The sequence below is a fragment of the Streptomyces sp. 1222.5 genome (genome assembly GCF_900105245.1).
GTDB lineage: Bacteria > Actinomycetota > Actinomycetes > Streptomycetales > Streptomycetaceae > Streptomyces > Streptomyces albidocamelliae.
The window spans coordinates 64,706-84,936 of sequence record NZ_FNSZ01000002.1; the positions used below are offsets into that span (position 1 = coordinate 64,706).

Below are 20,231 nucleotides of genomic sequence, written 5' to 3' on the forward strand. Positions count from 1 at the left end.
GGAAGGAGTCGACCGCGTGTCCGAAGAACTCCCGCTACTGCGCACCCTCGGCGAGGATCTCGCCGTAGTCGTCGCCCGCGACCCGTCGCTGTCCAGTCGTCTGCAAGCCGTCGGCCACACCGGGCTGTCCGCCGTGTGGACGCACCGGGTAGCGCACCGGCTGTACCGGCGGCGGCTGCGGACGGCGGCGAGCCTGCTCGCGCGGATCGCCCGCCGCCGCACCGGTGTCGAGATCCATCCCGGTGCGGTCCTGGGCCGCCGTGTCTTCATCGACCACGGCGCGTCCGTGGTGATCGGGCAGACCGCCGTCGTCGGCGACGACGTGACCATCTACCAGCAGGTGACGCTGGGCGCGGTGGGGTGGTGGACCGACAACGACCGCCCGCCCGGCGCCCGCCGGCACCCCGTCGTCGGCGACGGGGTGATACTCGGCGCGAACGCGACCGTGCTGGGTCCCGTGACCATCGGCGACCGGGCCCTGATCGGCGCGATGGCCACCGTCACCGAGGATCTGCCACCCGGGGCCCGGGTGTACGCCCCGCGCTCCGTTGTCCGTCCTGGCCCCGGCCTGCGACCGGTACCGGACACCGCGGCCGGCACCGCCCGGGGCCCCGCCCCCGCCGACGGGCCCGGCGTCACACCCGGCACCGCGCCCGACACCGCCTCCGACGCCGTACGGCTGCTTGCCTCGGCAGGTTCCTGGTGACCGTACGCCCCACCCCACCCCCACCCCACCCCTCTCCCCTCCCTCCCCCTCCAGGAGTCGGTCCATGACCACCGCCCTGCCCGCGGCGACCGCCACCCGGCGCGTCGCCGCAGACCTCGAAGAACTCATCGGACACACACCGCTGGTCCGCCTCGCTGTCCCCGGCGCCGCCCCCGGCACCGAGGTCCTCGCCAAGCTGGAGTCCGCCAACCCCTTCGCCAGCAGCAAGGACCGCGCCGCCCTCGCCATGCTCAGCGGTGCCGAGCTGCGCGGCGACCTCGGGCCCGGCGGCACCGTAGTGGAGTCCACCTCCGGAAACACCGGCATCGCCCTGGCCGCGCTGAGTGCCCGACGCGGCTACCGCTGCGTCGTCGTCCTGCCCGACAGCGCCACGCCCGAGCGGATCGGGCTGCTGACGGCGCTCGGCGCACGGGTCGTGCAGACGCCCAGCGACGAGGGGTTCGCCGGCGCCATCGCCAAGGCCGAGGAGATCCAGGCCGCCACCCCCGGCTCCTGGTACGTCCGCCAGCACGAGAACCCCGACAACGTCCGGGCCCACTACGAGAGCACCGGGCCCGAAATCTGGGCGGACACCGGCGGCCGAGTGGACGTCCTGGTCGCGGGCGTCGGCACCGGCGGCACCCTCACCGGTGCCGGCCGCTACCTGAGGGAACGCAATCCCGCGCTGGAGGTCGTCGCCGTGGAGCCGGAGGGCTCGCCCGTCCTCTCTCGCGGCCACGCCGGCACCCACCGAATCCCCGGTCTGAACGGCGGCTTCGTCTCCCCCACCACCGACGTCTCGCTCATCGACCGGGTGCTCACCTGCTCCGACGAGGCGGCCCTCACCACCGCCCGCACGCTCACCCGGGAGCAGGCCGTCTTCGCCGGGCTCTCCTCCGGTGCCGCCGTGCACGCGGCGTCGGTGCTGGCCCGGGACGCCACCTACGCGGGCCGGACCATCGTCACCGTGCTGCCCGACACCGGGGAGCGGTACGTCAGCATCTGGAACGAAGGGACCCCCGCATGACCACGCTCGTCCTGCACCGCGGATCGCTGCGCGCCAACCCCTACGAGCGGTGGCTGGCCGACCACGGCGAGAAGCTCGTCCTGCTGGGCTCGGCCGAGCAGCTGGCCCTGTTCGGCGAGGAACTTCCCACCGGGGCGCCGTACCTGCACGCCGAGGTGCTGGCGGACTACGACACCGGACCGCACGTCCTCGCCCGGGCCGCCGAACTCGTGGAGGAGTTCGGCGTCACCGACGTCGTCGCCTGCCAGGAGTTCGACATCGAGCGGGCGGCCGTCCTGCGGGAGCGCTACGGCCTGCCCGGCCAGCGGCCCGACACCGCGCGGGTGTACCGCGACAAGTGGGAGATGAAGCAGGCGGCGACGCGGGCGGGCATCCCCGTCGCCGACCACGCGCTGCTGCGCTCGCCCGGGGACCTCGACGCCTTCGCCGACCGGCACGGCTTCCCCGTCGTGCTCAAGCCCCGCAAGGGCGCGCTGTCCGTAGGCGTGTCCGTGCTGCGCACCCCGGAGGAACTGCGCGAGCGGCTGCGGGAGGTGGAGCTGTTCGACGCGGACGGCAGCCCGCAGTGGCTGGCCGAGGCGTTCGTCGAGGGCTCCATGTGCCACATCGACGGCACGGTCCTGGACGGCCGGATCGCCACGCTGTGGCCCTCGCAGTACCAGTACGCCCTGGCAGACTTCCGGGATCGCAAGGGCCGGGTGGACATCGCCCTCGACGTCGCCGACCCGCTGGCCCGCCGGCTCGTCGCGTTCGGCGAGCGGGTGCTCCAGGCGTTCGGCGGGCCGGAGCACTTCGCCTTCCACATCGAGGTGTTCCACACCGCCGACGGCGAACTGGTGCTGTGCGAGGCGGCCTCCCGGGCGGGCGGTGCCGGCGTGCGGGACGTGCAGCGGGTGCTGTTCGGCTTCGACCCGATGGAGTACCCGGTCCGCCGCCAGCTCGGCCTGTCCGTGCCGGCCGGCGAGCGCCGGGACCCCGAACGCCTCGCCGGCCAGCTGCTGTTCACGAAGCGGCCCGGTGTGCTGCGGTCGCTGCCGGACCCGTCGACCCTGCCGCCGGGCGTCGTGAAGTACACGACGTACGCCGAGGTGGGGCAGACCGTCCAGGACGCCGGGCACTCCGGGGACTTCCTCGCCGCGTTCGTCGTCACCGGCGCGGACCGGGCCGAGACGGAGGTCCGGATTCGGAGCGCGGAGGCGTGGTTCAGGGCCGGTCTCGCCATCGGCTGACGCCGTCGTCACCCCGTGCCGTGACGGCGCAGCACGGCGACCAGCCGGCCGGCCAGGACCACCGCGAGCGCGGCGATCACGACCTCGCAGACCATGGCCGGGGTGTACTGCAACGGCCGAGCGGCCGACGCGGGGTAGAGGACGATGCCGACCACGGCGATGCCGAGCGCCGCGGCGAGCTGCTGCGTGGTCGCGAGGACACCGGCCCCGGCTCCCGCGTCCTTCGGTGGAACCCTGCTCATCACGGCACCGGTCAACAGCGGGACGATCATGCCGTTGCCGAGGCCGTACACGGCCATGCCGGTGAGCAGTACGGCCATGGAGGCGCCGTCGGAGTCGAGGGCGGCGGCGGACGGCGCCGCGGCGAGACCGAGGGCGATCAGAGCGGCGGCGAGGACGAGGACGCGCTCGCCGAGCCGCGTCCGCAGCGGGACGGCGAGCCGTGAGCCGACGGCGATGGCGACAGCGGCGGGGGTGAACGTCAGCCCTGCCTGGGCGGAGCTGAGCCCGGCCTCGTCCTGGAGGTACAGGGCGAGGACGACGGCGAAGGGCACACTGGCCATGTAGAGCAGGAAGTTGAGCAGGACCCCGTGCACGAAGACGGGTACGGAGAACAGGTCCACCGGCAGCAGCGCCGGCCGTCCCCGGCGCACTCTGGCGCGCTGGTTGCGGACGAACACGGCGGCAAGGACGCATCCCGCCGCGCACAGCGCCAGACCCGTGGGCACGAACGGCCACTGCCGGACGGCTGCGAGGGGCAGCAGGATCAGCGCCACGGACACCGCGCTGAGCACCGCGCCGGTCACGTCGGCCCCCTTCCCGGCCAGGGCCGGCCGGTCGGCGTCCAGGGTGGCGGGCAGCAGCAGGAAGACCGCCAGACAGAGCGGTACGGCCACCAGGAACACCGGGCGCCAGCCGAGACCGAACACGTCCCAGGCGGGCAGGGCGCCCCCGAGGATCTGGCCGAGCACCATGCCGAGGCTCATCGACACCGCGAACCAGGACAGCGCCCTGGGCTGCTCGGCGGACGGGAACTGGGTCCGGATCAGGGCCAGTACCTGCGGCTGGAGGAGCGCCGCAGCCGCGCCCTGGGCGAGCCGGGCCGCGATGAGCGAGCCGGGCGACCAGGCGAGCGCGCAGGCCAGTGTAGTGAGCGCGAACACCGCGATGCCGGCCCGGTACATGCGCCGCCGTCCGAAGAGGTCGCCGAGCCGGCCGCCGGTGATCAGCCCGAGTCCGTAGACCAGCCCGTAGCCGCCGACCACGGCCTGGAACTCGAACGGCGTCATACGGAAGGACTGATTGACGGACGGCGCCGCGAGGTTGACGCAGAACTGGTCGAACAGCGACAGGAAGGGTCCGACCAGCAGGAGGAGCAGCGCCCACCAGCGGCGCGGGTTGGGCGGTGGCGGAGCGGTGCTGTGTCCACCATCGGCGCGCTCGTGCCCCCCGAACCGTGCCACGGGCTGCCGGTCGACGAGTTCCGTCATGTGTGCCTGTCCCTCCACGCGTGTCCTGCGGGACATCCCACGAGCAGCGCGTGGGGGCCGGCAAGCGGACATGGCGGAGTCGCCTCGGGTCACCGGGAGCCGTGAAGGCTTGCGCAACTCGCCGTGGACACGGCCCGGACGGGCCGCACATTCTGCCGACGCAAGCGGACGCAGAAAGGCTGTGCGATGAGAAGCGGTCGTTCGGCGATGCACCTGTCCTTCGAAAACGAAGCCGGCCCTGACGAGGCCCGCTCCCTCGTGCTGCGGTTCCTGAGCGGTGACGTCCACGTCGACCCGTACCCGGTGCTGAACCGCATCCGGGAGGCGGGCCCGGTATGGCTCGGTGACGACGTGGTCGTCCTGTCCTCGTACGCGCACTGCGCCGCTGCACTGCGCGCGGCCGACCGCGCGCCGGCCCCTGTCGGCACATGCCCGGTCCCGGTGCCCCGGCCGCACCGTGCGCTGGACCGTGTTCTCGGCGCGGACGCGACGGCGGACCTCGCGCCCCTCGTGCGGTCCCTCGTCGACGACCGCCTGGACTCGGTGGCGGCCCGGGGCCGTCTGGAGGTGGTCAGCGACCTGGCGCACCCGGTGCCCATGGCCGTCCTGTCTCGTCTGCTGGGCCTGCCGGCCGGCGACACCCAGTGGCTGCACCGACGGGTCACAGCACTCGGCGCGACCTTTGAACGGCCCGTCACCGGCGCCGGGAACCCCGCGAGCCCGGCCGAGCGGCGCTGGGCCGAGGCCGAGCTGGAGACTTACCTCGCCGAGGCGGTCCGCAGCCGGCGGGGCCGGGCGGACGGGGACGACTTGCTGTCCCGGCTGATCCGGGCCGGCGAGCACGGGGAACGGCTCACCGACTCCGAGGCCGTGTCGGCCGGCCGGTTCCTGCTCGCCTCCGGGTACGAGACGACCGCCGCCCTCGTGTCGGCGTGTGTGCTGGCGCTGCTGCGGGCCCCGCACGAGATCGACGCAGTGCGCCGCGACCCCTCGCGCGCGCGGCGGCTGGTGGAGGAGACCCTCCGTGTCGATCCGCCCGTGCAGGTCGTCGAGCGCCTGGCCGGCACCGACCTCGACCTGTGCGGGACGCGCGTGCCGCGCGGCACCGTGATGGTGCTGCTGCTCGCGGCGGCCCATCGCGACCCCGCACTCACCCCGGACCCCGACGCGTTCGCACCGGATGGCGGCTCGCCGCACCTGGCGTTCGGGGCCGACCCGCACCACTGCCCCGGGGCGCCGCTGGCCCGGTTGATCGCGCGGACCGTGCTCGTGCGCTTCGCACAGCGCGTCGCCGGTGCGCGGTTCGCCCTCGGCAGCACGTCCTACCGGCCCTCCGTCGCGCTGCGCGGTCTGCGGGCGCTGTGGGTGGACGCGGACGGTTTCGCCGCCCGGGACTTGCCCTGGCGGCCGGCCGGCGCCCCGGCGCCGGATCTTCGACCACCCGCCCATGCCGCGCGCGACGCGGCGGGAAGGACATCGTGACAGTCACGCACCCCGGCCTTACCCGGACGGCCGCCCTGGACTGCCTCTTCGTCAGGCCCGGAGACGACGGGAGGGCCCGAACCGCCGGCCGGCACGTGCTCGGCAGGGTGACCTACGGCCACGGCGGCAGGCCGCCCCAGCTGCACGACGGCGCCCCCCTGGCCCGGATGGCCATGGCCGCCGCGGACGACGAGCGCATCACCGAGGTGTGGACCACCGACCGGCCCGTGCGGTACGGCCGGGACGGAGGTCTGGTGTACGCCGAGGACGGCGAGCACTTCCTGTGCGCGGTACGCATCGAGGAGCAGGACGTCTACCGCGACACCGTGCGCGCGGTGTACGAGGCGGCGTTCACGCTCATGTGGCGGCTCGGTTACACGGAACTGCTGCGCATGTGGAACCTCGTGGGAGCCATCACCGGCCGCAATGGGGAGGGCATGGAGAATTACCAGGACTTCTGCGTGGGCCGCGCCCAGGCGTTCGAGTCCTGGTCGGGGCGGATCCCGGGCATGCCGGCAGCCACCGGCATCGGCTCCCTGCGCCCCGGCATCGACCTGTACTTCCTGGCCTGCCGGGACGGCCGGGCCCGGCACCTGGAGAATCCACGCCAGACCCCGGCGCACCGGTATCCGGACCGGTACGGGCCGAAGTCGCCCAGTTTCGCCCGCGCCACCCTCCTGGAACCGGCGGATGGTTCCCGGCCTGTGCTCTACGTGTCGGGTACGGCCAGCATCATCGGCGACGACACCGTCCATCCCGGCGACGTCGAGCGGCAGTGCGCCGTCACCCTCGCCAACATCCAGGCTCTGGTGGCGCCGGACAACCTGCGCCGGCACGGCCTGGCGGGCGGTTTCCGCCTGACGGACCTCGACTGCGTCAAGGTCTACGTCCGCGACGCCGAGGACCTGCCGGCGGTCCGCGCCCACTGCGCGAAAGCGCTGGGGGCAGGCCCTGACATCGCCTTCTTCAACGTCGACGTGTGCCGACCCGACCTGCTGGTGGAGATAGAGGGGATATGCCGATGACCAACTTCGTCCAGCGGCTTGAGGAGACCGCCCTGTCCCGGGGCTGGCTGGAGCGGCCCGCGTACCACGTCGATGACAGCGTGTACCGCTTCGAGGACGTGTACGCGGGCGGGGCCCGGGCCGCCGCCGCCTTCGTTTCGCACGGCTTGGGGCGTGGCGACCGGATCCTGATCGCCCTGCCGGACGGCATCGATTTCGTGTGGGCGTTCCTCGGTGCGCTGCGCATCGGGGCCGTGGCTGTACCGGTCAACTCCATGTTCCATCCGGAGGAGATGCGGCGCGCGGCACTCGTCGCCGAGCCCGCGGCCGTCGTGGCCGAGGCCGCGTTCGCGGACCGGTTCACAGCGCCGGTGCTCACCTCTGATGCCCTGAACAGCGACGCCGTCGCGCCGCCCTACGCGCCGGTCTCCGAGGACGCCCCGGCGTTCGCGGCTTTCACCTCCGGCACGACCGGCGGTCCCAAGCTGTGCTTCCACTCCCATGGCGATCCGGAGGTCCTGGTGCGGGCGGCCGGCGGTGCGGTGGGGGTGCGCACCGCCGACGTGAGCTATTCGGTGCCGCGTATGAACTTCGCCTACGGGCTCGGCAATTCACTCTTCTTTCCCCTGCTGACCGGTGGCGCCACCGTGCTCACCCCCCGGCGGCTCGCGCCGGGCGACGCGCTGGGGGTCCTGGAGAAGCACGGCGTGACCGTGTTCTATACCCAGCCCACCTTCTTCGCGCACATGCTGGGCCACCCCGACGCCCGGCGGGTGCTGGGCGGGCTGCGGGTGGCGGTGGTGGCCGGGGAGGTGCTGCACGAGTCCCTGGAGCAGGAGCTGCGCGACGTGCTCGGGCCGCGGCTGCTGAACGTGTACGGCACGACCGAGATCGGGCACGCGGTCCTGGCCAACGGCCCGGATCACGTCAAGGAGTTCACTCTCGGACGGGTCCTGGCTCCGTACCGGCTGCGGATAGTCGACGAGGCCGGCCGGCCGGTCCCGGCCGGTGTCGAGGGCCGGGTGGAGGTGTCGGGGCCGACCATCGGGCTCCCGGTGCCGCGCGGCGGTGACACCCCCGTCCGGCTCGGAGCGGACGCCTGGTTCACGACCAGTGACGCCGCCACGATGGACGCCGAAGGGTTCGTCCGGATCTACGGACGGCTTGACGACGTGGAGATCGTCGCCGGCATCAACGTCCACCCCTCGGAGATAGAGGACCGGCTGACGGCGCACCCGGCCGTCGAGGAGGCCGCGGTGTGCGCGGTGCGGCGCGGCACCGGTGTCTCGGTGCTGCGCGCCTACGCCGTCCTGCGTGACGGGGTGGACGGTACAGCCGCCCAGTCGCTGCGTGCGGAGCTCCTCGACGCCTGCCGCGCATCGCTGACCTGGTACAAGGTGCCGGAGGACATCGCCTTCGTCACCGGGCTGCCCCGCAATCCGACCGGGAAGCTGCTGCGCCGCACCCTTCGCGTGCTGGCCGCCGAGGACGCCCTGAGCTGATCTCGGACGCGCCTCCGCTCCCCTGTTTCGTCCCACCTTTCCATCCCTTTCCCTCACCCCGCCTATGCCTGGAGTGAAAGCGTTGACCTCAGTCGAGACTTCCGCCGCCGCCGTCTCCTTCGACGGCCAGACCCTCACCACCGACGCCGTGAGGCGCATCGCCGAGGAAGGGGCACGGGCAGCCGTCGACCCCGAGGCGGTCACCAGGACCCTGCGCAGCCGGGCGATGCTCGAGGAGCTGGCCGGGCAGAACGTCCCCATCTACGGCGTCACCACCGGGTACGGCGAGATGATCTACATGCAGGTGGACAAGTCGAAGGAGGTCGAGCTCCAGACCAACCTGGTGCGCAGTCACAGTGCGGGTGTGGGACCGCTGTTCGCGGAGGACGAGTCCCGGGCCATCGTGGCGGCCCGCCTCAACACCCTGGCCAAGGGGCATTCCGCGGTGCGCCCGGAGATCCTCGAACGCCTGGCCCTGTATCTGAACCGGGGCATCGTCCCGGCGATTCCGGAGATCGGCTCGCTGGGCGCCAGCGGTGACCTGGTGCCCCTGTCGCATCTGGCCAGCACGCTGATCGGCGAGGGGCACGTGCTTCGCGACGGCCGGCGGGTGGAGACGGCGACGGTGCTGGCCGAGGAGGGTATCGAGCCGCTGCGGCTGCGGTTCAAGGAGGGGCTCGCGCTGATCAACGGCACTTCGGCGATGACGGGTCTCGGCTCGCTGGTCGTGCAGCGCGCCCTGGCCCAGACCCGGCAGGCTGAGCTGGTCTCGGCCCTGCTCAACGACGTCCTGCGCGGTTCGGCCAGCCCGTTCCTCGCCGAAGGACACGAGGTGGCCCGCCCGCATCGCGGGCAGATCGACTCGGCCGCCAACATGCGGGCCCTGCTGGCCGGCAGCCGGCTGATCGCTGAGCACGCGGAGCTGCGTCGGCAGGTCCAGGACGTCAAGGAGGACGGCCGGGACGTCCAGCGGACCGACACCTACCTCCAGAAGGCGTACACGCTGCGGGCCGTCCCGCAGATTCTCGGCGCGGTGCGCGACACCCTGTACCACGCGCAGGACAAGCTGGAGATCGAGCTCAACTCCGCCAACGACAATCCGCTGTTCTTCGAGGGCCAGGAGATCTTCCACGGCGCGAACTTCCACGGCCAGCCGATCGCCTTCGTCCTGGACTTCGTCACCATCGCCCTCACTCAGCTCGGTGTGCTCGCCGAGCGGCAGCTGAACCGGCTGCTGAACCGTCATCTCAGCTACGGCCTGCCCGAGTTCCTGGTGGCCACGGACCCCGGTCTGAACTGCGGGTTCGCGGGCGCCCAGTACCCCGCGACGGCGCTGGTCGCGGAGAACCGGACGATCGGGCCGGCCTCCACCCAGTCGGTGCCGTCCAACGGCGACAACCAGGACGTGGTGAGCATGGGCCTGATCGCGGGCCGCAACGCCCGCCGGGTGCTGGGCAACAACAACCGCATCCTCGCCGTGGAGTTCCTCGCCGCCGCCCAGGCGGTCGACGTCTCACGCCGCTACGACGATCTGAGTCCGGCCTCCCGGGCGACGTACGACGCGGTGCGCGCGCTGGTGCCCGCGCTGGGCGTGGACCGGTACATGGCCGACGACATCGAGCTCGTCGCGGCCGCGCTTTCGCGCGGCGAGTTCCTGACCGCGCTCGGCAAGTACACCGGGATCGAGCTGCGCTGACCCGGCCGTAACGGCAAGCGCCGCCGGAGGGCCCGTGGGGCCGTCCGGCGGCGCTTGCCGTTACGGGGTGAGCGGGAGCGTCAGGCGGCGAGGATCTTCTCCTCCGTGGACTCGGCGTCGGCCGTGGTGGCCTGCTCCTGGCCGATCGGCGGGATGTGCCGCATCAGCGCCACGAAGAACACGCCCGCGACGGCGATCAGGCCGGCGGCGACGGCGGCGACGATGTGGATGCCGCCGGTGAAGGCGGTACGGACCGGCTCCATCAGCGCGTCGGCCACCTGCCCGGGCAGGCTCTGCGAGGCGGCGGCAGCGCCGGAGACGCTGTCGCGGGCGGCGTCGGCCGCACCGGCGGGGACGCTGGCCGGGACCGTGGAGTGGATCTGGTCGCGGTAGACGGCGAGACCCAGGGTGCCCAGCGTCGCGACGCCGAGAGCGGCACCGAACTCGTTGCTGATCTGGGAGAGCGCGCCGGCAGAACCGGCCTTCTCCGGCGGGACGGTGCCGACGACCATGTTGGTGCCGAGGGCGACCAGGGGCGCGCCGCAGAAGGAGAACACCGCGAAGCCGACGATCAGGGTGGCCGTACCTGAGTCGGCGCTCAGCTGGGAGAAGACCAGCAGCACGGTGACCACGCCGACCAGGCCCGCGCCGATGACGTAGGCGGGGCGCACCTTGCGGGCGATGATCGGGCAGATCATGAAGGAGACGGTGGCCGCCGCCATGCCCGGCAGCAGGCCGAGACCGGACTCGACGGGGCTCATGCGCTGGGCGGCCTGGAAGTACTGGGTCATCAGGAGCATGACCGTGCCGCCGATGAGGCTGTAGGCGAGCAGGCCGAGCAGTGAGGCGTTGAAGCGGCCGTGGCGGAAGAGGGACACGTCGAGCAGCGGAGAGGTCAGCGTGCGCTGGCGGCGGACGAAGAGCGTGCCGAGCACCACGCCGAGGACGATGGCGGCGACGGGCAGCGGGTGCCAGCCGTTGCGGGCCAGGTCCTTGATGCCGTAGATGACCGGGATGGTGGTGCCGATGTTGAGGGCGACGCTCGGCAGGTCGATGCTGCCGGCCTCGGGGTTGGCGGCCTCGGGCAGCACCTTCGGGCCGGTGACGAGCAGCAGGACCATCACCGGGACGCCCATGAGGAAGAGCGAGCCCCACCAGAAGTGCTCCAGCATGACGCCGCCGAGCATGGGGCCGATGATGGCGCCGAGGGTGAAGCAGCTGGCCCACATGCCGATGGCGGCGGCCCGCTGCTTCTCGTCCTTGAACATGGTGGCGATCAGCGCCAGCGTGGACGGGCTGATCGCGGCGCCGGCGATGCCGAGCAGCACCCGGGCGGCGATCAGCATGCCGGGGCTGGTGGCGAACGCGGCGAGCAGGGACGCGGCGCCGAAGGCCGCGCCGCCCATCAGGAGGAGCTTGCGGCGGCCGATGCGGTCGCCGAGGGTGCCCATGGGCACCAGGAAGCCAGCGACCATGAAGCCGTAGATGTCCATGATCCACAGCTGCTGGTTGCTGTTCGCGCCGAGGTCCGCACTCAGGTGCGGCAGGGCGAGGAGCAGTACGAAAACGTCGAGGGCCACGAGCAGGGTGGGAAGGGCGAGGATTCCCAGCCCGATCCACTCCTTCCGCCCGGCCTTGGGAGCACCGCCTGCAGTCATGTGCCTGTTCTTCCCGTCGTCGTGAGTGGTGGGGGCGTCGGCGTCGCTGCCCGAGGACATGCGAGGCCCGCCCCCGAGCGTCTCCCTCCGAACGGGTGGACCGCATCTCGCAGAATGCCTTTCTGCAGCGGGATCCGAGTGGGTTTCATGAAGCAACCTCGAAGATGCCCGGGCTGATCATCGGCTCCTAATGTCATTGGCGGACACCGGGACACGGCCCCGAGAACGACCCCGATCCCACGGTCCTCCTGTTTCCCCTCACATCTGACATGGAGTCAAAAGACATGACCGTCAAGAACAAGCTCGGCCTCGCCACCCGTATCGCCGCCACCGCCGCCGTCGCCGCGGGTCTCGCCGTTGCCGTCCAGCCCTCGGCCATGGCCGCCTCGCCGGTCGTCTCGGTCTCGCCGGCGACCGGCCTCACGGACGGCCAGCAGGTCACCCTCACCGCGTCCGGACTGACCCCGAACACGGTCTTCCACGTCGGTCAGTGCGCGTTCGTGGAGCCGACCAAGTACGGCTGTGACGCGACCACGTCGAAGGACGTCGTCTCCGACGCCCAGGGCAAGCTGAACACCACGCTGGTGGTGCACAGCTCCTTCCAGGCCGTGGTGACGGCCGACGGACAGGTCTGGGGCAAGGTCGACGCCAAGACCACCGCGACCCAGGTCGGCCTGGGCAGCGACACGGGTGAGGGCGGCGGTCAGGTGATCAGCTTCAAGTAGTCCGGTCCCCGCTCCCGCATCCCCTTCCGAAGCCCCCGGCACGTCGGCCGCCCGCTGGCCTGTCGGGGGCTCGGGCGTGTCCGGGGTGCAGGGCCGGAGACGACACGACGGTGCGGGCCCAGGTGGGCCCGCACCGTCGGTATCCGGCCGGGTGTCAGCCGGCCGTGCTCGCCCCGGGCGCGATGTCGCCGGCGAAGCGCCGGTGCGGGTCGATCCTGGCCCGTACCCGGTCCACCGCGGCGACGGCCTCGGCGTCGAGGTGGCGCTGCGGCCGGTCCGCGCCCTCGACCAGGGACGGCACGGTGCGGCCGGTGTTCCACGGGTCCAGCGCGGCCCGGACGGTGGCGCAGTGCGTAGTGAGGTCCTCGGGGGTGACCGGCCCGAACGGGGGTCCCGATCCCATGTAGGCGTAGGCCGCGTCCACCTGGTTCAGTACGCCGCCGCGGGGGTCGGCGTCGGCGAAGGCACCGCCGAGCTGACGCAGCGTCGCCACGGCGAGAGGTGAGCCGGAACCCACACCGAGCACGCTCAGGAACGCCTCGGCCGTGTCGTCGCCGAGTTCCCCGAGGAGCAGGTGGTCACCGATGAACGGGACCGGCTCCGCAGGGTCCATGTGGGCGTCGAGGACACCGGCGGCGTCGGTGAGCGCCCAGGTGTCCATGAGCGGCTCGGCGATGCCCCGCAGCGGTGCGAGCAGGTCCTCGGCCTGGCGCCGGGCCTCGGCCACGTCGTCCGGGGATGCGGCGAAGACCGCACCGTCGATGCAGATCACCGGGCCGGCCGCGAGCGCGGGCGGGACACCGGGGACCGGTGGCAGGTTCATCACACGCAGCGAGGTGGTCGCCCGGCGGGGCGCGTCCGCGGCCCAGTCGCGCCAGGCGGTGAGCAGCGGACGGGCGTGGGCCGCGGACCAGTAGGTGCCTCCGGTGACCACCTTCGCCACCGGGAACAGCTCGAACTCGACGGCGGTGACGATGCCGAAGCCGCCTCCCCCGCCGCGCAGGGCCCACAGCAGCTCGGGGTCGTTCTCGGCGTCCGCGCGGACCGACGCGCCGTCGGCGGTGACGAGTTCGACCGCGCGCACGCTGTTGGCGGCCAGTCCGGTGTGACGGCCGTAGAAGCTGACACCTCCGCCGAGCAGATAGCCGACCACGCCGACGTGGGCCGCCGAGCCGTGCGGGGCGGTCAGGCCGTGGGGCGCTGCCGCCGCGACCACCTCGCCCCACGTCGTGCCGGCCGGTACCCGGGCGATCCGGCGATCCGCGTCGACGATGACACCGCCCTGAAGACGGGTGCGGATGAGCAGGCCGCCGTCGACAGGCTGCCGGGCGCCGGAGGCGTGACCGGTGGTGTGCACGCGGACGGGCAGGTCGCGGGCGGCGGCCTCGCGCACGGCGGCGCGGACCTCGGCCACGCTGCGGGCGGTCACGGCCGTCTCGGGCCGCGCCGGTGCGGCGAGGTTGAAGACGGCCGTGGCCTCGTCGTACTCCGCCGTGCCGGGTGCCGCGAGGACCGTCCGCAGGACGTCGGGCTGATTCATGACAGCGTTCTTCCTTCTGTGCGTCGGTGCCGCGTCGGGCTCGCCGTTGGTCAGTTCTCGCGTACGGCCGTGATGAACACGAAGGTTCCCGGGCCGCTCTCCTCGCGCACCGTCAGGCCGGCGTCGGCCAGCCAGCCCCGGAGCCGGTCGAGGTCGAACAGCTGGAGACCGCCCTGGTGCTGGGGGAAGCGGTGGGCAGACTGGAAGTAGCCGTAGACCGGGTCGTCGGAGCGGCGGAAGGTCATCAGGGTGAACGTGCCGCCGGGCCGCAGCACCCGGCTCACCTCGGCGATCGCCGCACCGGCGTCGGCGTAGAAGGCCTGGAGGGCGTTCCAGCACACGACCGCTCCCAAGGAGGCGTCTTCGAAGGGGAGTTCGGCGGCGGATGCCAGCACGGACGGCACGTCGGGCAGCCGCCCGCGCAGTACGTTGAGCATGGGCAGCGCGCTGTCGAGGGCGATGAGCCGTTCGGCGCCCACGGCCTCGGCGATAACGGCAGTCCACCGGCCCGCTCCGGCGCCAAGGTCGAGGACGGGCCCGTCAACGGGTCGCACGTGGTCGGCGATGTAGCGGTCCTCGTCCTGCGGGGTGACGGCGCCGCCCCAGTTCGAGCCGGAGACGCGCAGAAAGGCGGGGCGGGCCACGGCCTCGTAGAACAGGCCCATGCTGGGCACCCGGGACAGCTTCTCCAGGAAGTCGGCGGAGGCGTCGCCCTGTTGCTCCGTAGCGGGCGCGGTCAGGTCGAGGATGCCACCGGCCACGGGGTAGCGGGCCGCGCAGTCGGCGCAGCGGGCGACACCGTCGTGCGAGGCCAGGGAGCCCCGGCAGGCGGGGCAGCGCAGCGCGCCGAGGTGCCGGGCGAACAGAGCCGCGTCGGCGACGGGGGCACTGACGTCGCGGCTCTCGGGCAGGGGAGCCTCGGGCAGGTTGCGCGGCTCGCCGTGGCACACCGCCCAGTAGGCGCGGGCGCCGGTGCAGCCGAGGACCGTACGGGTGTCGTTCTCCCAGTTCGCCTCCAGCTGCTGCGGCGTCAGTTCCTTGATCCAGCTCTGGTCGAAGGCACGCTCGTCCGCGTTGAGAGTCCACGCCGACGGAGACGGCCACACCCGGCCGAGGTCTGGCCGGGAGGGGTCGAGCGTGCTCAGCGCGCGGTCCAGGCGGGAGAGGTCCTCCGCCTCCAGGTCGAGCCCCGAGACCGCTGCGAGGATGCGCTCGCGGTCGCCGGGGAAGTGCGACAGCAAGTAGAGCAGGGCGAGGGTGAGCGGTGTATCGGTCTCCTCGGTGCCCAGGAGACCGAGATAGAGGCCGAGGTGGTCACGCACGGCGCTGCCGAGCGGTCCGTCGAGTACCGGGTACTCCGTCTCGGCCAGCAGGCCCAGCAGCACGGCCGGGTACCCCTTGCGTGCGGTGTCGGACCTCTCCAGGGCCGCCACGAGCGCGGGCACCGCAGCGAGAGCGTCCGGGTGCGCCCGGCCGTCGTTCCACAGGGCGTCCACCAGCGCGTGGAAACGTGCGGGCACGTCTTCCGGCCGGGCCTGCACGAACGCCTCGGCGAGACCGACGGCGGCAGGGGCGGGGGAAACGGTCATCGGGTGTGTCCTTCCTGGGTCGGTGCGGCAGGCGCCGGCGCCGCGCGCGATGCGCCACGCTGCCAGCGGTCGCGGCGGCGCTGCATCTTCCTGGCTGCGCTCCTGCGGTGGGGGCCGCCGCGGTCGGGCGGTGCAGCAATCCGCAAGATGCGGGCGGGTCGCGGGGCGGCGGACGATACGGCTGGGCGCCCCGGGTGGTCCGGGAGCCGATCCCCGCCCTGTGCGAGCGCGCCCGTGTCCCCTCGACCGACGACCGCCTGACGGTCAGCCACTGACGGAGCGCTCATGCATCCCTTCCGCATCGACATCCCGCAGGCCCAGCTCGACGATCTGCACCGCCGCCTGGACGCGACGCGCTGGCCGGACGAGCTGCCCGGTGTGGGCTGGGACCGCGGAGTGCCGCTGAGTTACCTCAAGGAGCTCGCCGAGTACTGGCGCACCTCGTTCGACTGGAGGGCGGCCGAGGCCCAGCTGAACGCGCACCCGCAGTTCACCGAGGAGATCGACGGCGCCCGGGTGCACTTCCTGCACGTACGCTCCCCCGAGCCGGACGCGACGCCGCTGTTGCTCACGCACGGCTGGCCGGGCTCCGTCGCCGAGTTCCTCGACGTGATCGGGCCGCTGACCGACCCGCGCGCGCACGGCGGCGACCCGGCGGACGCCTTCCACCTGGTGATCCCGTCGATCCCCGGCTACGGATTCTCCTCGCTGACCGAGACCGGCTGGGACACCCCGCGGATCGCCCGCGCCTGGGCCGAGCTGATGGCCCGGCTGGGCTACGACCGCTACGTCGCCCAGGGCGGCGACGCCGGTGCGGTGATCTCCCTGGAGCTCGGCCGCATCGATCCCGAGCACGTGGCCGGCGTGCACGTGAACATGCTGATGACGTTCCCGTCCGGCGATCCCGCCGAGCTGGCCGCCCTCGACGAGCGCGATCAGGCGCGGCTGGGCAAGCTGGCCCGCTTCGACGCGGAGCTGTCCGGCTACATGAAGCTGCAGCAGACCCGCCCGCAGACGCTGGCGTACGCGCTTACCGACTCCCCCGTGGGCCAGCTGGCCTGGATCGTGGAGAAGTTCCTGGATTGGACGGGGGCGACGGAGCTGCCCGAGGACGCCGTCGACCGCGACCGTCTGCTGACGAACGTGACGATCTACTGGCTGACGGCGACCGCGGGTTCGTCGGCCCAGTTCTACTACGAGGGCGCGGCCGGCGTGCGCGCCGCGGCGGCCGGTGCCGTACCGCCGCCGCTGACCGTGCCGGTGGGCGTCGCCGTCTTCCCGGACGACATCTTCGTGCCCATCCGCAGCCTCGCCGACCGGGACCTGCCCACCATCACGCACTGGTCGGAGTTCGAGCAGGGCGGCCACTTCGCCGCGCTGGAACAGCCCGCTGCCCTCACCGGCGACGTCCGGGCCTTCGCCCGCACCCTGCGCCCCGCGGCCGTGACGGCCTGACGGCGCGATCGCCCCCGACCCGGTACGACAGACCAAGAGAGACGAGGCACCGCATGACCGCCAGGACCGTGATCGACGTCTGGGTGGCCGACCTGACGTTCCCCGGCTACATGGACCGGCTCCACCGGCTCGGAGCGGAGTTCGAGAAGGCGCACCCCGAGTACCGGATCAACATCGAGGGCCGTGACTTCCGGCTGCTCTCGCAGCAGATCGCCGAGGCGGCGGAGGAAGGCCGTCCGCCGGCCGTCGCGGAGTACTACTTCGCCGTCACCCAGGCGGCCCGCGACTCGCGCGCCGCCGACGGCAGGCCGCTGTTCACCTCGGTGCAGAAGGCGATCGCGGGCCGCAATGAGATCCTCGGCGAGCCGGTGGTCGTCGACGATCTCATCCCGGCCGTGCGCGAGTACTACTCGGTGGACGGGGACCTCACCTCGATGCCCGCCGTCGTCACCGCCATGCTGATCTACGGCAACCAGACAATCCTCGACAAGGCCGGCATCGGCTCGCTGCCCACGACGTGGGGCGAGATAGAGGCGGCCTGCGAGGCGGTGGCGGCCCTGGAGGGCGGCCCGTCGCACGGTGTCACTTGGTCCAACCACGGGCTGTTCTTCCAGCAGGCGCTCGCGGTGCAGGGCGGCGAACTGGCCGACAACGCCAACGGCCGCGCGGGCCGCGCGACCCGTGTGGACCTGTCGTCGAAGGAGATGCTCACCTGGGCCGAGTGGTGGCGGACGCTGCACAGCAGCGGCCACTACCTCTACACCGGGAAGATCCCGGACTGGGAGGGCAACATCAAGGCGTTCGCCGACCAGGACGTGGCGCTGCGCATCACCTCGTCCAACGACCTCAACTACATGGCGATGGCCGCCGAGAACGCGGGCTTCGAGATGAGCGTCGGCCGCTTCCCGGGCCGGGAGAGCGAGCCGTACGGCGGCAACATCATCGCGGGCACCTCGCTGTGGCTGGCGAACGGCCTCGACGAGGTCACCCAGGACGGCGCGCTGGCCTTCATGCAGTTCCTGAACAACCCGCGCAACGCCGCCGACCGGCACATCGCCTCCAGTTTCGTCCCGGTCACCCGCTCCTCCTACCGGCTGCTGGAGGACGAGGGCTGGTTCGACGCCAACCCCTACCACCGTCTCGCCAGCGCGCAGCTCGGCTCCTCTACGGAAGGCGAGGGCGTGCCGCCGTGCCGCGGCGCCCTGTTCGGCGACTTCGCCGGCGCCCAGGACGTTATGACCCGGGCCATGGACGACGTGCTCCAGCGAGGCGCGGAGCCCGCCGAGCGCTTCGCCGAGGCCACTGTGGAGGCGCAGGAACTCCTCGAAGCCTACGAGAAGGACCGCGTCGACAACGGCGTACGCGACCCGCAGAGCCTGCGGGTGGAGTACTTCCGTGACGCGGAGGCCTACACGGGCGCCCAGCTGGAGGACGCGGTGAAGGGCACGAAGTAGCCACCGGTAGGGACCATGAGGGGGGCGGACCGGATGGTCCGCCCCCCTCATGGTGGGCCCGCTGGTCCGGTCGGTTTCAGGCCGCCAGGCCCGACGGCATGTGTGCTGCCCCGTCCGGCTCGGCCGGCACTGGGCGGTAGTAGTCGTCCAGGTCCACGGCCTGGCCGTCGAGGGCGACGCGGAGTTCGGCGAGGGCGCCGCGCAGGGCGGCCTGGACGGCCGGCACCCGGCATGCGCCACGGAGGTCCGAAAGGGTGCGGTAACTCTGCAGTAGACGGTCCCGCTGCTCAGGCGTGAGCGAGGTGTCGTTCGTCATGAAGTCGTGCCGCCTTCCACTTGGTTCGGGGCAGGCTGCCCTGCGGGGCGAGCTCCACCTGGGGCCGGATGCCGATCTCGCGCTTGAACTCGTCCGCGATGCGCGCGCACAGGGCCTTCGCGGCCTCGCCGGTGAGGTCGCCCGCCTCGGTCAGGACGTGGATGGTGTCGAGTCCGCGCACCGTACGGATGGACGAGCGGAATTCACTGACCTCGGGGAAGGAACGCAACACGTCCTCGATCATCACCGGGGTCACCGAGACACCGCGGATCTTGCGCATGTCGTCGACGCGCCGCAGGATGCCGCCGTCGAGGAAGTCCCAGGTGCGGCCGCAACCGCATTCGCTGTAGGGCCGCTTGACCACGATGTCCTCGGTCCAGTGGCGAAAGAGCTGCATGCCTTCGCGGTAGAGGCCGGTGGTGACGCGGACGCCCTCCTCGCCGTAACCCACCGGCTGCCGCGTCTCGGGGTGCAGCACCTCCTCGATGACGGTCGGCTCGTTGATGTGGCACGCGCCTCGGCGCGTGGGACACTCGAACATGAACACCCCGCCGAACTCGGTCGTCCCCGCGGCGTTGAAGACACGGGCGCCGAACGCCTGCTCGATGGTGCGGGTCGTGAAGTCGGAGCGCGGCTCCGCGCCCGCCAGCATCACCTGCACGTTGGCGTCCCGGGCGAGGTCGACACCCATCTCGCCCGCGGTTTCGATCAGCCGCATGGCGTAGCTCGGGGTGAGGCCGAGAACCTCGATCCGGTAGTCGACCAGCAGCCGGACCACCGTCCTGGAGTCCAGGCCACCGGCCGGTACAACCGTGCAGCCCATGCGCTCCAGGGCGTAGTGCATGCCCCAGAAGCCGGCGAACAGGCCGTATCCGAAGGACACCAGGGCCTTGTGATGGGAGCGCACACCGTTGCCGTACAGCGCGGTGCAGAACGTGTCGCTGATCCACTTCCAGTCGCGTTCGGTGTCGAACGTACGCACCGGCGGATTGCCGCTGGTGCCGCTGGTCTGGTGGTGGCGCACCCCGTGCACCGGATCGAGCGAGGGCCAGGTGCCGTACGGCGGCGCGGCCTGCTGCGAGGCAAGGAGGTCCGCCTTGTACAGCAGGGGCATGCGCTCGGTGTACGCGGCCATCGAGGTGATGCCGTCGGGGATGCGCTCGGCCCAGAAGGGCGAGTTGTGCCGGGCGTGCTCCAGTGCGCGCCGCAGGCGGCGCCACTGCCACTGCTCCAGCTCCTCGCGGGGCATGGTCTCCGCTGTGCCGTTCCAGTACTCCACGTCGCCTCCGGGGTGCGTGACTCCGACCCGGCGAGCCCATCATGGGCGCGGACGGCGGCGCATCTCGATCCGTGCCCTC

Annotated in this window: 16 protein-coding genes; 10 read left to right on the forward strand and 6 right to left on the reverse strand. The window is 72.3% G+C overall.

All coding sequences use genetic code 11. The features are described from left to right. Positions 1-16: 16 nt before the first annotated feature. The 3 genes from epsC to BLW57_RS39835 all read left to right on the forward strand — a co-directional run bounded on the left by epsC (position 17) and on the right by BLW57_RS39835 (position 2,962). Positions 17-706 carry a serine O-acetyltransferase EpsC gene (gene epsC / locus BLW57_RS39825; RefSeq protein ID WP_093481201.1) on the forward strand — a complete coding sequence of 230 codons (690 nt, stop codon included), beginning with the start codon at positions 17-19 and terminating at the stop codon, positions 704-706. A gap of 64 nt (positions 707-770) precedes the next feature. Further along, the gene (locus BLW57_RS39830; RefSeq protein ID WP_093481202.1) at positions 771-1,733 is read left to right on the forward strand and encodes a PLP-dependent cysteine synthase family protein; all 963 of its coding nucleotides are present in this window, start codon (positions 771-773) and stop codon (positions 1,731-1,733) included. Further along, positions 1,730-2,962, forward strand: coding sequence for an ATP-grasp domain-containing protein (locus BLW57_RS39835; RefSeq protein WP_093481203.1), 1,233 nt, complete (start codon positions 1,730-1,732; stop codon positions 2,960-2,962). Before BLW57_RS39830 ends, BLW57_RS39835 begins: the two co-directional genes overlap by 4 nt. A gap of 8 nt (positions 2,963-2,970) precedes the next feature. Here BLW57_RS39835 and BLW57_RS39840 read toward each other — a convergent pair whose 3' ends face one another. Further along, positions 2,971-4,452: an MFS transporter gene (locus tag BLW57_RS39840; RefSeq protein ID WP_093481204.1), complete on the reverse strand. Its 1,482-nt coding sequence runs from the start codon at positions 4,450-4,452 to the stop codon at positions 2,971-2,973. A gap of 186 nt (positions 4,453-4,638) precedes the next feature. Here BLW57_RS39840 and BLW57_RS39845 point away from each other — a divergent pair, with 186 nt between their 5' ends. The 4 genes from BLW57_RS39845 to cmdF all read left to right on the forward strand — a co-directional run bounded on the left by BLW57_RS39845 (position 4,639) and on the right by cmdF (position 10,136). Next, the gene (locus tag BLW57_RS39845; RefSeq protein ID WP_256339888.1) at positions 4,639-5,934 is read left to right on the forward strand and encodes a cytochrome P450; all 1,296 of its coding nucleotides are present in this window, start codon (positions 4,639-4,641) and stop codon (positions 5,932-5,934) included. Further along, positions 5,931-6,959, forward strand: coding sequence for an FkbO/Hyg5 family chorismatase (locus tag BLW57_RS39850; RefSeq protein WP_093481206.1), 1,029 nt, complete (start codon positions 5,931-5,933; stop codon positions 6,957-6,959). Before BLW57_RS39845 ends, BLW57_RS39850 begins: the two co-directional genes overlap by 4 nt. Then, positions 6,956-8,440 (forward strand): class I adenylate-forming enzyme family protein, encoded by a 1,485-nt coding sequence (locus BLW57_RS39855; protein ID WP_093481280.1) that lies wholly within the window; start codon positions 6,956-6,958, stop codon positions 8,438-8,440. Before BLW57_RS39850 ends, BLW57_RS39855 begins: the two co-directional genes overlap by 4 nt. An 82-nt stretch (positions 8,441-8,522) precedes the next feature. Beyond that, positions 8,523-10,136 carry a tyrosine 2,3-aminomutase gene (cmdF, locus tag BLW57_RS39860; protein WP_093481207.1) on the forward strand — a complete coding sequence of 538 codons (1,614 nt, stop codon included), beginning with the start codon at positions 8,523-8,525 and terminating at the stop codon, positions 10,134-10,136. A gap of 80 nt (positions 10,137-10,216) precedes the next feature. On the opposite strand, the gene BLW57_RS39865 is transcribed toward cmdF, so the two are convergent. After that, on the reverse strand, positions 10,217-11,794 hold the full coding sequence (locus BLW57_RS39865; protein ID WP_093481281.1) for an MFS transporter: 1,578 nt from the start codon (positions 11,792-11,794) through the stop codon (positions 10,217-10,219). A gap of 284 nt (positions 11,795-12,078) precedes the next feature. Here BLW57_RS39865 and BLW57_RS39870 point away from each other — a divergent pair, with 284 nt between their 5' ends. After that, on the forward strand, positions 12,079-12,519 hold the full coding sequence (locus tag BLW57_RS39870) for an enediyne antibiotic chromoprotein (protein ID WP_093481208.1): 441 nt from the start codon (positions 12,079-12,081) through the stop codon (positions 12,517-12,519). Positions 12,520-12,673: 154 nt separating this feature from the next. Here the strand turns inward: BLW57_RS39870 and BLW57_RS39875 are convergent, their stop codons facing one another. Both BLW57_RS39875 and BLW57_RS39880 read right to left on the reverse strand, forming a co-directional pair. Further along, complete coding sequence (locus BLW57_RS39875) at positions 12,674-14,059, reverse strand: FAD-binding oxidoreductase (protein WP_093481209.1); 1,386 nt, start codon at positions 14,057-14,059, stop codon at positions 12,674-12,676. A gap of 50 nt (positions 14,060-14,109) precedes the next feature. Next, positions 14,110-15,648 carry a class I SAM-dependent methyltransferase gene (locus BLW57_RS39880; RefSeq protein WP_093481210.1) on the reverse strand — a complete coding sequence of 513 codons (1,539 nt, stop codon included), beginning with the start codon at positions 15,646-15,648 and terminating at the stop codon, positions 14,110-14,112. Between the two features lie 285 nt (positions 15,649-15,933). Here BLW57_RS39880 and BLW57_RS39885 point away from each other — a divergent pair, with 285 nt between their 5' ends. Together BLW57_RS39885 and BLW57_RS39890 are read left to right on the forward strand one after the other, a co-directional pair. After that, complete coding sequence (locus tag BLW57_RS39885) at positions 15,934-17,103, forward strand: epoxide hydrolase family protein (RefSeq protein WP_093481211.1); 1,170 nt, start codon at positions 15,934-15,936, stop codon at positions 17,101-17,103. 53 nt (positions 17,104-17,156) lie between these two features. Next, on the forward strand, positions 17,157-18,557 hold the full coding sequence (locus BLW57_RS39890; RefSeq protein WP_093481212.1) for an extracellular solute-binding protein: 1,401 nt from the start codon (positions 17,157-17,159) through the stop codon (positions 18,555-18,557). A gap of 76 nt (positions 18,558-18,633) precedes the next feature. On the opposite strand, the gene BLW57_RS39895 is transcribed toward BLW57_RS39890, so the two are convergent. Both BLW57_RS39895 and BLW57_RS39900 read right to left on the reverse strand, forming a co-directional pair. Continuing rightward, positions 18,634-18,873, reverse strand: coding sequence for a DUF6052 family protein (locus tag BLW57_RS39895; RefSeq protein ID WP_093481213.1), 240 nt, complete (start codon positions 18,871-18,873; stop codon positions 18,634-18,636). Then, positions 18,845-20,152, reverse strand: coding sequence for a phenylacetate--CoA ligase family protein (locus BLW57_RS39900; protein WP_093481214.1), 1,308 nt, complete (start codon positions 20,150-20,152; stop codon positions 18,845-18,847). Before BLW57_RS39900 ends, BLW57_RS39895 begins: the two co-directional genes overlap by 29 nt. Positions 20,153-20,231 lie beyond the last annotated feature (79 nt).